The following is a 17,563-nucleotide window of genomic DNA, read 5'->3' as shown; positions in this document are numbered from 1 at the left end:
GCCGCAATCATGTAGCACGCGTGTTACTGCCAGACGACAGTCATACGCAGATACAGTTACTTCAAAACAGCCAGGGCTGCTTCGTAGTTTGGCTCTTGGCCGATTTCGGCGACCAGTTCGCTGTGCAGGACTTTATCGTTTTCGTCCAGTACGACGACAGCACGGGCGGTCAGACTGCGCAGCGGGCCATCAACGATATTCACGCCGTAGTCTTCGGAGAACGCGGCACTGCGGAAGTCCGACAGGTTCTTCACGTTTTCCAGGCCTTCGGAACCGCAGAAACGCGCTTGGGCAAATGGCAGATCCGAGGAGATGCACAGTACAACGGTGTTGGCCACGTCATTGGCCTGGGCGTTGAACTTGCGCACCGAGGTGGCGCAGGTCGGGGTATCGACGCTTGGGAAGATGTTGAGAATTTTGCGCTTGCCGGCGAAAGTGGCCAGGGTGGCGTCCGACAGATCGCCGGCAGTCAGGGTGAAGTCAGCGGCTTGGGTGCCGACTTGTGGCAGTTCGCCTTCAACTTGCACCGGGTTACCACGGAGAGTGACTTGAGCCATGAACGGAATCCTTTTGCTGTGTTGGGTTAAACGAATTCGAGAGGCGGAAGTTAACCACAAAGCGCGATGACTACCTACCGCCAGACACAAATTGTCATGCGACGTGGTTGTGGTTTAATTGCGCGCTTTTCGCCCCTCCTTCAAGGAAACCGTTGTTGATGAATCAGCCTGCCACCAAAGTCCTGGTCATTGGTTATGTCTGGCCGGAACCCCGTTCCTCGGCCGCGGGCGGGCATATGATGCAAATACTCGAAACCTTTCTTACGCAAGGTTGGGACATTACCTTCAGCAGCCCCGCCGCACTGGGCGAGCACAAGGCTGATCTCTCGGTGCTGGGCATCGCCGAATGCGCCATCGAACTCAATAACAGCAGCTTCGATGACTTTATCCGCGAACTGGCCCCGGATATCGTGCTGTTCGACCGTTTCATGATGGAAGAACAGTTCGGCTGGCGCGTCGAAAAACACTGCCCCGATGCCCTGCGGGTCCTGGAAACCTGCGACCTGCAAAGCCTGCGCGACGCGCGCCAGCAGCGCCTGAAGCAGCACCTCAAGGCCCACCCCGACAGCGACGACTTCAGCGCCCTCTTTGCCCCGGCCCTGAAGGAAGAGTTCGAGCTGATGGCCGACACCGACATCGCCAAGCGCGAAATCGCGGCGATTTACCGCTGCGACATCAGCCTGATGATCTCCGACGTCGAAGCCCGCCTGCTCACCGAGCAGTTCAAGGTGCCCGCCGCCCTGCTCCACTGGTGCCCGCTGATGCTGGAGGTGCCCACTGCGCCCTTTACACCGTTTGAAGACCGCGCGCACTTCCTCAGCATCGGCAACTTCCGTCACGCCCCCAACTGGGATGCGGTGCTGTGGATGAAGAACAGCCTGTGGCCGCTGATTCGCCAGCAACTGCCGGGCGCCCAGTTGCACATCTACGGTTCCTACACGCCGCCCAAGGCCACTGCGCTGCACAATCCGGCGCAGGGGTTTCATGTGATGAATTGGGCCGAGGATGCGTTGCAGGTCATGGGCGCCGCGCGTATCTGCCTGGCGCCATTGCGTTTTGGTGCCGGGATCAAGGGCAAGCTGGCGGATGGCATGCTTTGCGGCACGCCAAATGTCACCACGCCGATCGGGGCCGAAGCCATGGGCGATGAGCAACCGTGGCCGGGCGCCATCGAGCAGAGCGCGGCGGCACTGGCCACGGCCGCCGTGGCGCTGTATCAGGACCGCGAGCGCTGGACCGCGGCCCAGGAACAGGGCCGCCAGTTACTCGCGCGGCGTTACGACGTCACCCGCCACGCCCCGGCGCTGGTGGCATGCCTTGAGCAATGCCGGAACAACCTGGCCGCCCATCGCCGGGACAACTTTACCGGCAGCATGCTGCGTCACCATGCCCATAAAAGTACGCAATACATGTCGCAGTGGATCGAAGCAAAAAACCGCGTCGTATAAACATCGGCGCTGGCAGCCTTACACACATAGGGGCATTATTCGGGTCGCAACCAACAATAAAGCGACGGCAGCATGACCCGAGCAACGCGCATCACCGACCCTTCCTACGAGTTGATGGACGATCACAACGGTCTGTCCATCATCTATCGCCAACACGGCTTCCCCTGCCCGCTGGTGCGCTGGCATTTTCACAAGGAATACGAGCTGCACCTGATCGTCGCCAGCTCCGGCAAGGTGTTTATCGGCGACTACATCGGCAACTTCTACCCGCAAAGCCTGTTCCTCACCGGCCCCAACCTGCCCCACAACTGGATCAGCCAGGTCGAAGAAGACGAAGTGGTGCCCAAGCGCGACATGCTGGTGAACTTCACCGATGACCTGTTGGAAAGCGGCAGCCATATCTTCGCCGAACTGAAAAGCCTGGGGCCGCTGCTGGAGCGCGCGCAGTACGGCATCGAATTTCGCTGCAAGCACACCATTGCCCAGGCCATGACCTTGATGCAACGCATCGAGGATGCCCAGGGCATGGCGCGCCTGGGGCACTTTTTTATCCTGCTGGAAGTGCTCAGTAGCTGCGAGGACTACCAGTTGCTGTCGGGAGCGACTACGCCTCAGCTAGCCGACGAGCACAGCATCGACCGCACCAACCGCGCGGTGGACTACATTTTTGCCCACTACGCGCGGGAATTGCCGTTGGAGGAAGTGGCGGAATACCTGGGAATGAAGCCGACGTATTTCTCGCGTGTGTTTAAACAGGCCACCGGGCGCACGTTTATCGAGTTCGTCAATCGCTTGCGCATCAGCAAGTCCTGCGAATTGCTCGCGGACGGCGACAAGGCGGTGACGGATGTGTGCTTCGAATCGGGGTTCAACAACATCTCCAACTTCAACCGGCGCTTCCAGCAGCTTAAAGGCATGACCCCTTCCCACTACCGCCGCCTGGCGGTGCAGCGGTTGACCGAGCAGAACCTCGCCTGACCGAGTGCAAAAAAGTATCAGTCCAAGTGTTCCCAAGGATTTGTCACAACCCCATTTCAAGGCTGTAATCAACCGCACACTCTTCCTGACTCCCTGTAGGAAGACACAACAACAATAACTGTCCTTCTGTAGCCCCCTGGGCGCGGAAATGGAGTGCGCGATGAAGTTCACAGCAAAAGCTCTGCTTGCCTGCACCTGCATGACCCTCAGCGCCGTCAGCCTTGGCGCGCAAACCCTGACCATTGCCACCGTCAACAACAGCGACATGATCCGCATGCAAAAGCTCTCGAAAACCTTCGAGGCCGAGCATCCGGAGATCAAGCTGAATTGGGTGGTGCTTGAAGAAAACGTACTGCGCCAACGCCTGACCACCGACATCGCCACCCAGGGCGGGCAGTTCGACGTGCTGACCATCGGCATGTACGAAGCCGCACTGTGGGGCGCCAAGGGCTGGCTGGAGCCGATGAAAGATCTGCCAGCCTCCTACGATCTCGACGACGTATTCCCTTCAGTACGTGACGGCTTGTCCGTCAAAGGTTCGCTGTACGCCCTGCCGTTCTACGCCGAAAGCTCGATCACCTATTACCGCACCGACTTGTTCAAGGACGCCGGGCTGACCATGCCCGAGCACCCGACCTGGACGCAGATCGGCGAATTCGCCAGCAAACTCACCGACAAGACCAAAGAGCAATACGGCCTGTGCCTGCGCGGCAAAGCCGGTTGGGGCGAGAACATGGCGCTGATCACCACCCTGGCCAACGGCTACGGTGCGCGCTGGTTCGATGAGAAATGGCAGCCGGAATTCAATGGGCCAGAGTGGAAAGACGCGCTGAACTTCTACGTCGACAACATGAAGAAATCCGGCCCGCCGGGCGCCTCCAGCAACGGCTTCAACGAAAACCTCGCGCTGTTCAACAGCGGCAAATGCGCGATCTGGGTCGATGCCAGCGTGGCCGGCTCGTTCGTCACCGACAAAACCCAAAGCAAGGTGGCGGACCACGTCGGCTTTACCTTCGCCCCACACGAGAAGACCGACAAAGGCACCTCGTGGCTGTACTCCTGGAGCCTGGCGATCCCCACCAGCTCCAAGGCCAAGGACGCCGCCAAGGTATTCGCCAGCTGGGCGACTTCCAAGGAATACGGCGCCTTGGTGGCCAAGACCGATGGCGTAGCCAACGTCCCACCGGGCACCCGGACCTCGACCTACAGCGATGAGTACATGAAGGCCGCGCCGTTTGCCAAGGTGACCCTGGAATCGCTGAAAGTTGCGGACCCGACCAAGCCGACGCTCAAGCCGGTGCCGTATATCGGTATCCAGTTGGTGACCATTCCTGAGTTCCAGGCGATTGGCACCCAGGTCGGCAAGTTCTTCTCGGGGGCGCTGACTGGTCAGCAGACGGTGGACGCTGCACTGACCGCCGCGCAGACCACTACCGAGCGGGAAATGAAGCGGGCCGGCTACCCCAAATAAGGTAAGCCTTCCACTGTAAATGTGGGAGCGGGCTTGCTCGCGAATGCGGTGCATCAGTCACAGTTTTATCAACTGGAAGATCGCATTCGCGAGCAAGCCCGCTCCCACAGGGACTGCACTCCGATTCTTGCTCTGCACTGGCCTTGAATACCATGAATACACCCGCCAAAAACCGCCTGGCCAACCCCGGCTGGTTCCTTGTCAGCCCCTCGGTGGCCCTGCTGCTGCTGTGGATGATCGTGCCGCTGGGCATGACCCTGTACTTTTCGCTGATCCGCTACAACCTGCTCTACCCCGGTGAAAACCAATTCGTCGGGCTGGAAAACTTCACCTACTTCATCACCGATTCGGGCTTCTTGCCCGGCGCCACCAACACCCTGTTGCTGGTGGGCAGCGTGCTGCTGATCAGCGTGGTGCTGGGTGTGTTGATCAGCGCCCTGCTCGAAGCCAGTGAGTTCTTCGGTCGCGGCCTGGTGCGGGTGTTGTTGATCTCGCCGTTCTTCATCATGCCCACCGTCGGTGCGCTGATCTGGAAGAACCTGATTTTCCACCCGGTGTCGGGGATTCTTGCCGCCGTGTGGAAGTTCTTCGGCGCCGAGCCGGTGGACTGGCTCGCGCACTACCCGTTGCTGTCGATCATCATCATTGTCTCGTGGCAATGGCTGCCGTTCGCCATCCTGCTGCTGATGACCGCCATGCAGTCCCTCGACCAGGAGCAAAAAGAAGCCGCGCGCCTGGACGGTGCCGGCGCCATCGCGATTTTCTGGCACCTGACCCTGCCGCACCTGGCCCGCCCGATTGCCGTGGTGGTGATGATCGAAACGATCTTCCTGCTCTCGGTGTTCGCCGAAATCTTCACCACCACCAACGGTGGCCCGGGCTACGCGTCCACCAACCTCGCCTACCTGATCTACAACCAGGCGCTGGTGCAGTTCGACGTGGGCATGGCCTCGGCCGGCGGTTTGATTGCCGTGGTCATCGCCAATATCGCGGCGATCATCCTGGTGCGGATGATCGGCAAAAACCTGACTGACAAGCCTTGAGGGCCGCGCCATGACGCTTCAACAATCCCGCCGCCTGCAAAGCCTGTTGCTTGGCACCTTGGCCTGGGCCATCGCGATCCTGATCTTCTTCCCGATCTTCTGGATGGTGCTGACCAGCTTCAAGACTGAAATCGACGCGTTCGCCACGCCGCCGCAGTTCATCTTCACGCCGACGCTGGAGAATTACCTGCACATCAACGAGCGCAGCAATTACTTCGCCTACGCCTGGAACTCGGTGGTGATTTCCTTCAGCGCCACGGCCCTGTGCCTGCTGATCTCGGTGCCGGCAGCCTACTCCATGGCGTTCTACGAAACCCAGCGCACCAAGGGCACGCTCCTGTGGATGCTGTCGACCAAGATGCTGCCACCGGTGGGCGTATTGATGCCAATCTACCTGTTGGCCAAGAGCTTTGGCCTGCTGGACACGCGCATCGCGCTGATCATCATCTACACCCTGATCAACCTGCCGATTGTGGTGTGGATGGTTTACACCTACTTCAAGGACATCCCCAAGGACATCCTTGAAGCGGCCCGCCTCGATGGCGCCACCCTGTGGCAAGAGATGGTCCGCGTGCTGCTGCCGATTGCCAAGGGTGGCCTGGCATCCACGGTGTTGCTGTCGCTGATCCTGTGCTGGAACGAGGCGTTCTGGTCGCTGAACCTGACGTCATCGAATGCCGCGCCGTTGACCGCGCTGATCGCCTCCTACTCCAGCCCCGAAGGTTTGTTCTGGGCCAAATTGTCCGCCGTATCGACCCTGGCCTGTGCGCCGATCCTGATCTTTGGCTGGGTCAGCCAGAAACAGCTGGTGCGCGGTTTGTCCTTCGGCGCTGTTAAATAATAATTCCAAGCGGAGGCCCATCATGGCCAACCTGAAAATCAAGAATCTGCAAAAAGGCTTCGAAGGTTTCTCCATCATCAAGGGCATCGACCTTGAAGTGAATGACAAGGAATTCGTGGTCTTTGTCGGCCCGTCGGGCTGCGGTAAATCCACCCTGCTGCGCTTGATCGCCGGCCTTGAAGAAGTCAGCGAAGGCACCATCGAACTGGATGGCCGCGACATCACCGAAGTAACCCCGGCCAAGCGCGACCTGGCGATGGTGTTCCAGACCTACGCCTTGTACCCGCACATGAGCGTGCGCAAGAACATGTCGTTTGCGCTGGATCTGGCGGGCGTGGACAAGAAGCTGGTGGAGAGCAAGGTCAGCGAAGCCGCGCGCATCCTGGAGCTGGGCCCGTTGCTGGAGCGCAAGCCCAAGCAGCTGTCGGGCGGCCAGCGCCAGCGCGTCGCAATCGGCCGCGCCATCGTGCGCAACCCGAAGATCTTCCTGTTCGACGAACCACTCTCCAACCTCGACGCCGCGCTGCGCGTGCAGATGCGCCTGGAGCTGGCACGCCTGCATAAAGAGCTGCAAGCGACGATGATCTACGTGACCCACGATCAGGTTGAAGCCATGACCCTGGCCGACAAAGTGGTGGTGCTCAACAGCGGCCGCATCGAACAGGTTGGCTCGCCGCTGGAGCTGTACCACCAGCCGGCCAATCTGTTTGTGGCGGGGTTTCTCGGCACGCCGAAGATGGGCTTCCTCAAGGGCAAAGTCACCCGTGTCGACAGCCAAGGCTGCGACGTGCAACTGGACGCTGGCACCGCCGTCAGCCTGCCGTTGAGCGGCGCGACCCTGAGCGTGGGCAGCGCGGTAACCCTGGGCATCCGCCCGGAACACCTGGAAATCGCCACTGCAGGGCAGACCACCCTGACCGTCACCGCCGACGTCGGCGAGCGCCTGGGCAGTGACACCTTCTGCCACGTCATCACCGCCAACGGCGAGCCACTGACCATGCGCATCCGTGGCGACATGGCCAGCCAATACGGCGAAACCCTGCACCTGCACCTCGACCCGGCGCACTGCCATCTGTTCGACACCGACGGCGTCGCCGTGGCCCGCCCACTGCGCGCTGCCGCCTGATTTTGCGAGAGTTGTGATGAAACTGAATAAACAGAACCTCACCCGCTTGGCGCCAGAAGTACAGCTACCGACTTACACGCCGACCTCGCAGGGCATCGCCCATATCGGCGTCGGTGGTTTCCATCGCGCCCATCAGGCGTATTACACCGATGCACTGATGAACACCGGCGCGGGCCTGGACTGGAGCATCTGCGGCGTCGGCCTGCGCAGCGAGGACCGCAAGGCCCGCGACGACCTGGCCGGTCAGGACTATCTGTTCACCCTGTATGAACTGGGCGACACCGACGACACCGAAGTGCGCGTGATCGCCTCCATCAGCGACATGCTGCTGGCCGAAGACAGCGCCCAGGCCTTGATCGACAAACTCGCCAGCCCGGCTATCCGCATCGTCTCGCTGACCATCACCGAGGGCGGCTACTGCATCGACGACAGCAACGGCGAGTTCATGGCCCACCTGCCGCAAATCCAACATGACCTGGCGCACCCGAAGGCGCCGAAAACCGTGTTCGGCTTTCTCTGCGCGGCCCTGGGCCAACGCCGCGCCGCCGGCACCCCGGCGTTTACCGTGATGTCCTGCGATAACCTGCCGCACAACGGCGCTGTCACGCGCAAGGCACTGCTTGCGTTCGCCGCCCTGCACAATGCCGACCTGCATGACTGGATCGCCGCGAATGTGAGCTTCCCGAATGCCATGGTCGATCGCATCACGCCCATGACCAGCACCGCCCACCGCCTGCAATTGCATGACGATCACGGCATCGACGATGCCTGGCCGGTGGTGTGCGAACCCTTTGTGCAGTGGGTACTGGAAGACAAGTTCGTCAACGGCCGCCCGGCCTGGGAAACGGTCGGCGTGCAGTTCACCAATGACGTCACGCCCTACGAGGAGATGAAGATCGGCTTGCTCAATGGCAGCCACCTGGCCCTCACGTACCTGGGTTTTCTCAAGGGCTATCGGTTTGTCCACGAGACCATGAATGACCCGGTGTTCGTCGCCTATATGCGCGCCTACATGGACCTGGACGTCACGCCCAACCTGGCGCCGGTGCCCGGCATCGACCTTGCGCAGTACAAGCAGACCTTGGTGGATCGCTTCTCCAACCAGGCGATTGCCGACCAGTTGGAGCGCGTGTGTTCCGATGGTTCGTCGAAGTTTCCCAAGTTCACCGTGCCGACCATCAACCGCTTGATTGCCGATGGTCGCGAGACTGAGCGTGCGGCGCTGGTGGTGGCAGCGTGGGCGTTGTATCTGAAGGGCGTGGATGAGAATGGCGTGAGTTACACGATCCCGGACCCGCGTGCAGAGTTCTGCCAGGGGTTGGTGAGTGATGATGGCTTGATCAGCCAGCGGCTGTTGGGGGTGGAGGAGATTTTCGGTAAGGCTATTCCCAACTCGCCTGAGTTTGTGGCAGCGTTCGAGCGGTGCTACGTGAGCTTGCGCGACCATGGCGTCACCACAACCCTGCAAAACCTCCTGAAGAAACCGGCTTAAAAAATGTGGGAGCGGGCTTGCTCGCGAATGCGGTCTTCCAGTTAATACATCGGTGACTGATGCACCGCATTCGCGAGCAAGCCCGCTCCCACATTTTGATCGGGTTACCAATCCATAAAAATAGTACTGCTGAGCACCCCACCATGACCCAGCAAAACCTGTTCCTCGGCATCGACTGCGGCACCCAAGGCACCAAGGCCATCGTCCTCGACGCCGCCAGCGGCAAGGTGCTGGGCCTGGGGGCCGCCGCCCATACGTTAATCAGCGGCGCCAATGGGCGCCGCGAGCAAGACCCCCAGGAATGGCTCGACGCCTTCACCGCAGCCACTCACCGTGCCTTGCAACAGGCCGACGTGGACGGCCAGGACATCCTCGGCATCGGCGTTTCCGGCCAGCAGCACGGCTTGGTGCTGCTCGATGAAAACGGCCAGGTCCTGCGCCCGGCCAAGCTGTGGTGCGACACCGAAACCACCGCCGAAAACGAGCGCCTGCTGCAGCACCTGGGCGGCGAAAGTGGCTCGCTGGAGCGGCTAGGCGTGGCGATCGCACCGGGCTACACCGTGTCCAAGCTGCTGTGGACCCGCGAGCAGCACCCGGATGTGTTCGCGCACATCGCCCATATCCTGCTGCCCCACGACTACCTCAACTATTGGCTCACCGGGCGTGCCGTCGCTGAGTACGGCGATGCGTCGGGCACCGGCTACTTCAACGTGCGCAGCCGCACGTGGGATGTGGACCTGCTCAAGCACATCGAACCCAGTGGGCGCCTGGAAGCGGCGTTGCCACAGCTGATCGAGGCTGATCAAGCCGTTGGCACGATCCTGCCGGCCATCGCCGAACGCCTGGGCATCAACCCCAACGCGATCGTCGCCAGCGGCGGCGGCGACAATATGATGGGCGCCATCGGCACCGGCAATATCGCCCCCGGCGTGATCACCATGAGCCTCGGTTCATCGGGCACCGTGTATGCGTTTGCCGAGCAAGCCAACGTCAGCCCGCAAGCCTCGGTGGCGACATTCTGCTCATCCAGCGGCGGCTGGCTGCCGTTGATCTGCACCATGAACCTGACCAACGCCACCGGGGTGATCCGCGAGCTGTTCGACCTGGACCTCACCGCGTTCAACGCCCTGGTCGCCGAGGCGCCGATTGGCGCCGAGGGCGTAAGCATGCTGCCGTTCCTCAACGGCGAGCGCGTGCCCGCCCTGCCCCACGCCAGCGGCAGCCTGCATGGCCTGACCATGACCAACCTGACCCGCGCCAACCTCTGCCGTGCCGTGGTCGAGGGCACCACCTTCGGCCTGCGCCATGGCCTTGACCTGCTGCGCCAGACCGGCCTGCAAAGCCAGAGCATCCGCTTGATTGGCGGCGGCTCGAAAAGCCCGGTGTGGCGGCAAATGGTCGCCGACATCATGAACACCGAAGTGATCTGTACCGAACAACCGGAAGCCGCCGCACTGGGCGCCGCGATCCAGGCCGCGTGGAGCCAATCCGGCGAATCCCTGGCCAGCCTGTGCACCAAGTGCGTGAGCCTCGACCTGGCCAGCCGCACCGTGCCGGTGGCGGCCAGTGTCAGCGCCTATCAACAGGCCTACGAACGCTATCAACAGCACGTGGCCACCCTTTAAGAGCGAACGACTATGTATCTGGTGTGTGGTGAAGCGCTGTTTGATTTTTTCAGCGAGGAGGATGCCAGCGGGCAGGCGTCCAAGGTCAACTACAAGGCGATTGCCGGGGGCTCGCCGTTCAACGTGGCCGTGGGCTTGCGCCGCCTGGGCATCGAGGCGGGGCTATTCGGTGGCATGTCCACGGATTTCCTCGGCCGACGTTTGTTGCAGGTGCTCAGGGATGAAGGCGTAAGCGAACGGTTCCTGGTGGAATTTGCCGCACCAACCACCCTGTCGATGGTCGCGGTGGGCAGCGATGGTTCGCCGCAGTACAACTTTCGCGGTGAAGGCTGCGCGGATCGCCTGCTGGAGATCAGCCACCTGCCGACCCTCGGCGATGAGATTCGCGGCCTGCATATCGGCTCGTTCTCCCTGGTGGTGCAGCCGGTTGGCGATACCCTGCTGCGCCTGGTCCAGCGTGAAAGCGGCAAGCGCCTGATCAGTCTCGATCCCAACGTGCGCCTCAACCCGCAACCGGATATCCAGCGGTGGCGTGCACGCATCGCCGAACTGGTCCAGCATGCCGATATGATCAAGGTCAGTGACGAAGACCTGCACCTGCTCTACCCCGAACAGTCCCCGGAAAGCGTCTTGCAAGGCTGGCTGCAACACCGTTGCCAGTTGGTGTTTCTCACCCGCGGTGGCGACGGCGCCAGCGTGTTCAGCCGCCAACATGGCCACTGGTCGCAACCTGCGGTCAAGGTGGTGATGGCCGATACGGTCGGCGCCGGGGATACCTTCCAGGCGGCGTTGATTGCCTGGCTGACCGAGCACGCGCTGGACTCGGTAGAGGGTCTGCAACAGCTGTCCCGCGAGCAGATCGACAGCATGCTGGGCTTTGCCATTCGCGCAGCAGCCATGACCTGCGGCAAGACCGGACCCGACCTGCCTTACCGCGACCAACTGGATTAAATCTGCGTGAAGATGTAGGACAAATTCGGCGATTATGTAGGTAATCGCTTTTGAACATGAAGGTTCTGTCAGGAAGCCCAAAATTAATCAATGGTTAATCCCTGGGGACAACAGTGAGCGCGTCCGCCCATCACCTCGATGGGCCAGCGAACCTCTGTTGGAGAACCCTCATGAACACGAAAGCCCTGCTGATCAGTCTTACCTTGGCACTCGCCGCCGTATCGGGCGTGGCCCAAGCCGATTCACAACCCGTGCCCTATCGCTATGGCATGCCTATGGATGTGCAGAAGGTCATCTCGATGAACGAACCGATGACCACTGAATGCAAGGTGGTCAAGGCCGATATCAAGTTCCTCGACAAGGCCGGCGTCGAGCAGTACGTGAGCTACAAGAAGTTGTCTGACGCCTGCACGTTGCAGAATTGAAGGCTGTGCTGACAAGGGGCGGCGTAATTGCCCACAACCGGCTATCCTTGCGCGCTGTTCACCCGGCCGAAAGGACTCGTCATGCCGTTGCGCTTTCATACGCTCGCCCTGTTTACCGCCCTGCTCTGCTTCGCCCTCGCGCTGACGTGGGGCCTGCGACCCGACTGGCTGCTGTGGCTATGGAGCGTGGAATATTCAAGCGCCACGGGCTTGGTGGCCCGGCGTAACGCCGCGCTGTTCCTGGCCCTCGGCATCATGTTCTACCGCGCCCGCCATGCACCGCCCTCGGACACACGCCGCGCCATCACCACCGGGTTTATCACCGGGTGTTTTGCCTTGGCCGCGCTGGGTTTGAGCGAGTGGATCAGTGGCAACGCCGGCCCCGGTATCCTGCTGGCGGTGGCCACGGAAACCGTGCTGGGCCTGGCGTTTATCCAGGCCCATAGGACTTCGGTACTGACCCCTCAAGCGGCTGCCTGATCAATGGGCACGCCCGCCCGCTCTTTGCAGGACGGGTACATGGGTGTGCTTGAGGTCTTCGCGCAACCCGGTGATCAGGTTGCAAATGGCGCGGCTGCTGTCGAGTTTATCGGCGTTGATGCCTTTGACCTCCAAATCCACCCGGTCACGGTCGCGGTCGTCAAAGACCTTGATCGTCAGCGAAGCGTCTTCGGCTTTGGTGCATTCGCACCGTTTGGGCAGGAAACTTGTTTCAATAATGCTGCGTAATTCCAGTTCCGAAAGCATGGTCAACCTCTCCTTTCCTGAGACTGCCAATCGATTGTTATGGATCCGGCAGGCACTGGCCTGCCACGTCTTGCCAACCCTGGAAGACGCTTGCAATCAACAGCCTACCCGGCAAAATCCGTTGGCGTTGTAACCTTTCCTCATAAGCGACGTACAGCGTTATATATCTGCAACAGCGCCCCTGAAATCATCGCCGAACCGCGGCGATTAAACGTTTAACCCGCCAGTTCGCGTCAAGCGGCACCTTGCGCAGCCACTCTTTCGGCAACATGTCGCAAACTATCGAAGTTGATATTCGCCCCGGAATTGATGGCCACCAGGGTCTGCCCACAGACACCGTTGCGCGCGACGTACTTGCGAATGCCTGCCACCGCCAAGGCCCCGGAAGGTTCAGTGATAGAACGGGTGTCGTCGTAGATCAGCTTGATCGCGCTGCACAGTTCGTCGTTGCTGACGGTGATGACTTCGTCCACCCAGTCGCGGCAGATTTCAAAACCAAACGCGCCGACCTGCGCCACCGCCGTGCCATCGGCAAACCCATCGACGCTGGGCAACACCACCCGTTCACCGGCACGCAGGGCCGCCAACAGGCAACTGGAACCTTCGGGCTCGACGCCGACGATGCGCACCTCGGGCCGCAGGTATTTGACGTACGCGGCAATCCCGGCGATCAACCCGCCGCCGCCCACCGGTACGAAGATCGCGTCCAGCGGGCCTTGTTGCTGACGCAGGATTTCCATGGCCACGGTGCCTTGGCCGGCGATCACCTCCGGGTCATCGAAGGGCGAGACAAAGGTGCAACCCGAGGCCTCGGCCAGTTGCAATGCATGGGCCAGGGCAAACGGAAAGCTCGCCCCGTGCAGCACCGCTTCGGCACCCCGCGAGCGCACGCCCAGCACCTTCAGTTCCGGGGTGGTGGCGGGCATGACGATACGCGCCTTGATCCCCAATTCCAGGGCGGCCAGCGCCACGCCTTGCGCATGGTTGCCCGCCGAGGCCGTCACCACGCCCCGGGCCTTTTGCGCATCACTGAGTTGCACCAGCTTGTTGTAGGCGCCGCGGATCTTGAAGGAAAACGTTGGTTGCAGGTCTTCACGCTTAAGCAGCAGGGTATTGCCCAGCAAGGCCGACAACGCCGGCGCCGCTTGCAAGGGCGTGCGCACCGCCAGGTCGTACACCGGGGCGGCGAGGATTTTTTTCACGTAATGCTCAAGCAGCCCCGGGTCGGCGGTGTGGGGCGCGGTGCAGGTGCTCATGGGTGTCTCCTGGCGTGGTATCAAGGGCACTGGAGACGGAAAAACAAAACCCGCCTCTAGGGCGGGTTTGGGTACAGCCGTGCGCTATCCCGCCAAATGAGGAATGGCGGTAATAATCATGCTTGGCTGGGTACGGAACGTTGGATAGGTCATGCCCTGAAATTAACCGCGCACGGCGGGATGAGTCAACAAAAGGTTTACGTGCGATATACGAAGCATATACGCTTTGTATATCCATTCAGCACAGTGAACCCCATGGGCATCGTCAAGATCACCGACCAACTGCACGAACAACTGCGCCTGGCCAGCGCCGCGATGGACCGTTCCATCAACGCCCAGGCCGAGTTCTGGATCAAGATCGGCCTGCTCGCCGAACTCAATCCGAACCTGCCCTACAACGAGCTGATCAACAAACTGTTGCTGGACAAACCCGACTTGATCCGGGGGCGCAGCTGATGATCAAGACCGCCGCCCAACTGGCCGTGATGCGCGAATCCGGGCGCCTGCTGGCCCAGGTGTTCACCATGCTCGACGGTTTTGTCGCCGCCGGCCGCTCCACCCTGGAACTGGACAGCGCCGTCGAAGCGTTTATCCGCAACGACTTGCAGGCCCGCCCCGCCAGCCTTGGCCAATACGACTACCCCTTCTCGATCAACACCTCGATCAACGAAGTGGTGTGCCATGGCATGCCCAATGCCAAGGACGTATTGCAGGACGGTGACATCATCAACATCGACATCACCCTGGAAAAAGGCGGCTACATCGCCGACTCCAGCAAGATGTACATGATTGGCAGCGTGGCGCCCAAGGCCCGGCGCCTGGTGGAGCAGACGTTCGAAGCGATGTGGGCCGGCATCCGCCAGGTCAAGCCCGGCGCCCGCCTGGGCGACATCGGCCATGCCATCCAGAGCCACGCCCAGGCCAACGGCTACAGCGTGGTGCGCGAGTACTGCGGCCATGGCATTGGCCGGCAGATGCATGAAGAACCGCAGATTCTGCACTTCGGCCGCCCCGGCACCGGGCTGGAACTGCGTGAAGGAATGGTGTTTACCGTCGAGCCGATGCTTAACCAGGGCGGCGCCAAAGTGCGCAGCCTCAAGGATGGCTGGACGGTGGTGACCAAGGACAACAGTTTGTCGGCGCAGTGGGAGCATACGGTGGCGGTGACGGCGGATGGGTTTGAGGTGCTGACGCTGCAAGCCATACCCTGAATCCCCCTGTTGGAACTGGATTTTTGTGTGGGAGAAGGCTTGTGTGGGAGCGGGCTTGCTCGCGAATGCGGTGTGTCAGTCAACAGACTCATTGGCTGATCCACCGCATTCGCGAGCAAGCCCGCTCCCACACAAGCCCATTCCGACAGTTGTACTTCCAGAGTCTTACCAACCCTGGCCCTGGCGCTTGAGTTCCAAACGCCGCACAAACTCCTCCAACACCAGGCCATACAGGTCGTCCTGCAAATACGCATCCTCGATACCCGCGTCCATATTCGGGTTGTCGTTCACCTCGATCAGCACCACCTTGTCGCCGGACTGCTTGAGGTCGACGCCATAGAGGCCGTCACCGATCAGGTTGGCGGTCTTCACCGCCAGCTCCACCACGGCCTTCGGCGCTTCATGGACCGCCAGGGTGCGGCACTCACCGTTGATGGCCTGGCCGATGGCCTTGTGGTTGTAGATCTGCCAATGGCCCTTGGACATGAAGTACTGGCAGGCAAAGATCGGCTTGCGGTTAAGCACGCCGATGCGCCAGTCGTACTCGGTGTAGAAGAACTCCTGGGCCAGCAACAGCACCGAATGCTCGAACAACTCGGCGGTGGCCTTGAGCAAGGCCTCCTGGCTTTCCACCTTGATCACCCCCTTGGAAAAACAGCCGTCAGGGATCTTCAGCACCAACGGAAACCCGAGGCGCTCGCCGACCCGTTCGAAGTCTTCCGGTCGTTCCTTGTAGAGGATCTCGGTGGCGGGCATGCCGAGTTGATGGCTGTTGAGCAGGTCGGCGAGGTAGACCTTGTTGGTACACCGCAGGATCGACGCCGGGTCGTCCATCACCACCAGGCCTTCGCTTTCGGCTTTCTTGGCGAAGCGGTAGGTGTGGTTGTCTACGCTGGTGGTCTCGCGGATCAGCAAGGCGTCGTATTCGGCCAGGCGCGCGTAGTCCTTGCGCTCGATCAACTGCACATCAATGCCCAGGCCCTTGCCCACGCGAATGAAATGCTCCAGGGCCTTGGGGTTGGACGGCGGCAATTGCTCCAGGGGATCGTGGAGGATCGCCAGGTCATAACGCGCCACCCGGCGTGAGCGCGGCTGGCGCCAGATCTTGCGGCTGAAGTTGTCGAGGGCGTGGGCGAATTGGTCTTCCTGGTCATCGCGCAACTTATGCAACGCGCCGCACTTGACGCCTTCGATATGCCAGCCGTTATGTTTCTTGAATTCAACTAATAGAATCGGGCAGGCAAAGGTTTCAAACAACTCACGGGCCAGATCCTGCAATGGTTCTATGGTGGTCCGGCCAAAATAAAGGGTCAGGGTAAAACCTTCAGTATTGCTGTATAGGTGATGACTGAGGGCTTTATCCAGGGTCTTGTCCAAGTTATCCAGGGCCAGCCCATATAACGACTTTTTTGTCAGTTCACTGATGGTGCGCACCGAGGGAATCACCTTGTGCCCACGCGCCTCGGCCAGCAGCGAACAGTAGTAGCCGTGGCCCAGGTACTTGTAGCTGCGGCACAGATTGATCACCTGCACGCGCTTGCCGGCGTCGCTGTCGCGGGTTTGCTCCAGGTATTCCTGGGCGGTGACGATGTCTTCACTGGGAAAATAGGAGGCCCAATCTTCCTTACGCTCGACGATGATCACTACTTGACTGGACGGTTTGGAAGTCGTGGAAAAATAACCGTTGGAAGTTATTGTCGCCACCACACTTTGCTCGGATACTTCACGCCAATGACCTTGTACCGCTGACATAGTATTTGATCCGCTTTAGAGAACTCGACCTTTTCTATTAAGCACGATCTTTTAGAGAAGTCCCGTTTCGTTACGCAACTTTTACGGCGGCTATATGGCACTTTCCTTTCGCGTTGCATGCACCACGGATATACCCGCGTTAATCGCTCTAGAGCAGCAATGCTTTATCAGTGATCGGCTCTCGCCGCGCAGTGTGCGCTGGATGGTCAGCCGCGCCCACGGCCAATTGCTGGTGGTGGCGCGTGACGGGCAACTGCTCGGCTATGCCCTGCTGCTGTTACGCCGCAGGAGTACGCGGGCGCGGTTGTACTCCATCGCCGTCGCCGGGCAGGCGCGCGGCATGGGCCTGGGCCAGCAACTGCTGGCCCGCATCGAAGCCTGCGCCGTGGCGCAGCGCTGCACCCACCTGCGCCTGGAAGTGCGCACCGACAACCCCGGTGCCCTTGGCTTGTACGAGCGCAACGGCTACCGGCGCTTTGCCCAGGTCGACGACTACTACGCAGACCACACCAGCGCCCTGCGCCTGGAAAAAACCCTCAATGAAAAGAGCCGCCAGTAACCTGTGACAGGGGAGCTTGTTGTGGCGAGGGAGCTTGCTCCCGCTGGAGTGCGCAGCGCTCCCAAGATGTTGGGGCCGCTA

At 60.8% G+C, this 17,563-nt stretch carries 17 protein-coding genes and 1 pseudogene; 14 read left to right on the top strand and 4 right to left on the bottom strand.

Annotation, left to right across the window (positions count from 1 at the left end):
* Positions 1 to 56: 56 nt before the first annotated feature.
* Positions 57 to 557 carry a thiol peroxidase gene (gene tpx, locus DBR46_RS28675; RefSeq protein ID WP_124529564.1) on the bottom strand — a complete coding sequence of 167 codons (501 nt, stop codon included), beginning with the start codon at positions 555 to 557 and terminating at the stop codon, positions 57 to 59.
* 158 nt (positions 558 to 715) lie between these two features.
* On the opposite strand from tpx, the gene DBR46_RS28670 reads away from it, so the two are divergent.
* The 11 genes from DBR46_RS28670 (at position 716) to DBR46_RS28620 (ending at position 12,437) form a co-directional block, all read left to right on the top strand.
* Complete coding sequence (locus DBR46_RS28670; protein WP_124529562.1) at positions 716 to 2,005, top strand: glycosyltransferase; 1,290 nt, start codon at positions 716 to 718, stop codon at positions 2,003 to 2,005.
* Positions 2,006 to 2,077: 72 nt separating this feature from the next.
* Positions 2,078 to 2,983, top strand: coding sequence for an AraC family transcriptional regulator (locus DBR46_RS28665; protein WP_124529560.1), 906 nt, complete (start codon positions 2,078 to 2,080; stop codon positions 2,981 to 2,983).
* A gap of 160 nt (positions 2,984 to 3,143) precedes the next feature.
* Positions 3,144 to 4,454, top strand: coding sequence for a sugar ABC transporter substrate-binding protein (locus DBR46_RS28660; protein ID WP_124529558.1), 1,311 nt, complete (start codon positions 3,144 to 3,146; stop codon positions 4,452 to 4,454).
* A 152-nt stretch (positions 4,455 to 4,606) separates the two neighbouring features.
* On the top strand, positions 4,607 to 5,497 hold the full coding sequence (locus DBR46_RS28655; protein ID WP_017734519.1) for a carbohydrate ABC transporter permease: 891 nt from the start codon (positions 4,607 to 4,609) through the stop codon (positions 5,495 to 5,497).
* A gap of 10 nt (positions 5,498 to 5,507) precedes the next feature.
* Positions 5,508 to 6,338: a carbohydrate ABC transporter permease gene (locus DBR46_RS28650; RefSeq protein WP_017734518.1), complete on the top strand. Its 831-nt coding sequence runs from the start codon at positions 5,508 to 5,510 to the stop codon at positions 6,336 to 6,338.
* Between the two features lie 22 nt (positions 6,339 to 6,360).
* Positions 6,361 to 7,464, top strand: a complete 1,104-nt coding sequence (locus DBR46_RS28645; RefSeq protein ID WP_124529556.1) for an ABC transporter ATP-binding protein — start codon at positions 6,361 to 6,363, stop codon at positions 7,462 to 7,464.
* Between the two features lie 16 nt (positions 7,465 to 7,480).
* Complete coding sequence (locus DBR46_RS28640; protein ID WP_124529554.1) at positions 7,481 to 8,956, top strand: mannitol dehydrogenase family protein; 1,476 nt, start codon at positions 7,481 to 7,483, stop codon at positions 8,954 to 8,956.
* Between the two features lie 143 nt (positions 8,957 to 9,099).
* Positions 9,100 to 10,581, top strand: coding sequence for a xylulokinase (gene xylB, locus DBR46_RS28635; protein WP_124529552.1), 1,482 nt, complete (start codon positions 9,100 to 9,102; stop codon positions 10,579 to 10,581).
* A gap of 12 nt (positions 10,582 to 10,593) precedes the next feature.
* Positions 10,594 to 11,532 (top strand): carbohydrate kinase, encoded by a 939-nt coding sequence (locus DBR46_RS28630; protein ID WP_124529550.1) that lies wholly within the window; start codon positions 10,594 to 10,596, stop codon positions 11,530 to 11,532.
* A gap of 170 nt (positions 11,533 to 11,702) precedes the next feature.
* A complete protein-coding gene (locus DBR46_RS28625) occupies positions 11,703 to 11,957 on the top strand; it encodes a DUF2790 domain-containing protein (protein WP_124529548.1) in 255 nt (84 codons plus the stop codon).
* Positions 11,958 to 12,038: 81 nt separating this feature from the next.
* Positions 12,039 to 12,437 (top strand): hypothetical protein, encoded by a 399-nt coding sequence (locus DBR46_RS28620; RefSeq protein ID WP_124529546.1) that lies wholly within the window; start codon positions 12,039 to 12,041, stop codon positions 12,435 to 12,437.
* On the opposite strand, the gene DBR46_RS28615 is transcribed toward DBR46_RS28620, so the two are convergent.
* Both DBR46_RS28615 and ilvA read right to left on the bottom strand, forming a co-directional pair.
* Entirely contained in the window at positions 12,438 to 12,704 is a 267-nt protein-coding gene (locus tag DBR46_RS28615) for a DUF1652 domain-containing protein (RefSeq protein ID WP_124529544.1), read from the bottom strand.
* A gap of 233 nt (positions 12,705 to 12,937) precedes the next feature.
* The gene (gene ilvA / locus DBR46_RS28610) at positions 12,938 to 13,960 is read right to left on the bottom strand and encodes a threonine ammonia-lyase, biosynthetic (protein WP_124529542.1); all 1,023 of its coding nucleotides are present in this window, start codon (positions 13,958 to 13,960) and stop codon (positions 12,938 to 12,940) included.
* A gap of 255 nt (positions 13,961 to 14,215) precedes the next feature.
* Here ilvA and DBR46_RS28605 point away from each other — a divergent pair, with 255 nt between their 5' ends.
* Positions 14,216 to 14,416, top strand: a complete 201-nt coding sequence (locus DBR46_RS28605; protein WP_025855286.1) for a ParD-like family protein — start codon at positions 14,216 to 14,218, stop codon at positions 14,414 to 14,416.
* Complete coding sequence (gene map / locus DBR46_RS28600; RefSeq protein WP_124529540.1) at positions 14,416 to 15,171, top strand: type I methionyl aminopeptidase; 756 nt, start codon at positions 14,416 to 14,418, stop codon at positions 15,169 to 15,171. The genes DBR46_RS28605 and map overlap by 1 nt, the downstream gene beginning before the upstream one ends.
* A 165-nt stretch (positions 15,172 to 15,336) precedes the next feature.
* Here map and DBR46_RS28590 read toward each other — a convergent pair whose 3' ends face one another.
* Complete coding sequence (locus tag DBR46_RS28590; RefSeq protein ID WP_124529538.1) at positions 15,337 to 16,923, bottom strand: RimK family protein; 1,587 nt, start codon at positions 16,921 to 16,923, stop codon at positions 15,337 to 15,339.
* Positions 16,924 to 17,017: 94 nt separating this feature from the next.
* On the opposite strand from DBR46_RS28590, the pseudogene DBR46_RS28585 reads away from it, so the two are divergent.
* A pseudogene (locus DBR46_RS28585) lies at positions 17,018 to 17,461 on the top strand (GNAT family N-acetyltransferase); the annotation flags it as partial.
* Positions 17,462 to 17,563 lie beyond the last annotated feature (102 nt).

The organism is Pseudomonas sp. KBW05, assembly GCF_003852405.1.
In the GTDB taxonomy this organism is placed as follows: Bacteria; Pseudomonadota; Gammaproteobacteria; order Pseudomonadales; family Pseudomonadaceae; genus Aquipseudomonas.
The sequence above is the reverse complement of the archived record's forward strand: the minus strand, read 5'-3'. Positions and strand labels throughout refer to the sequence as shown.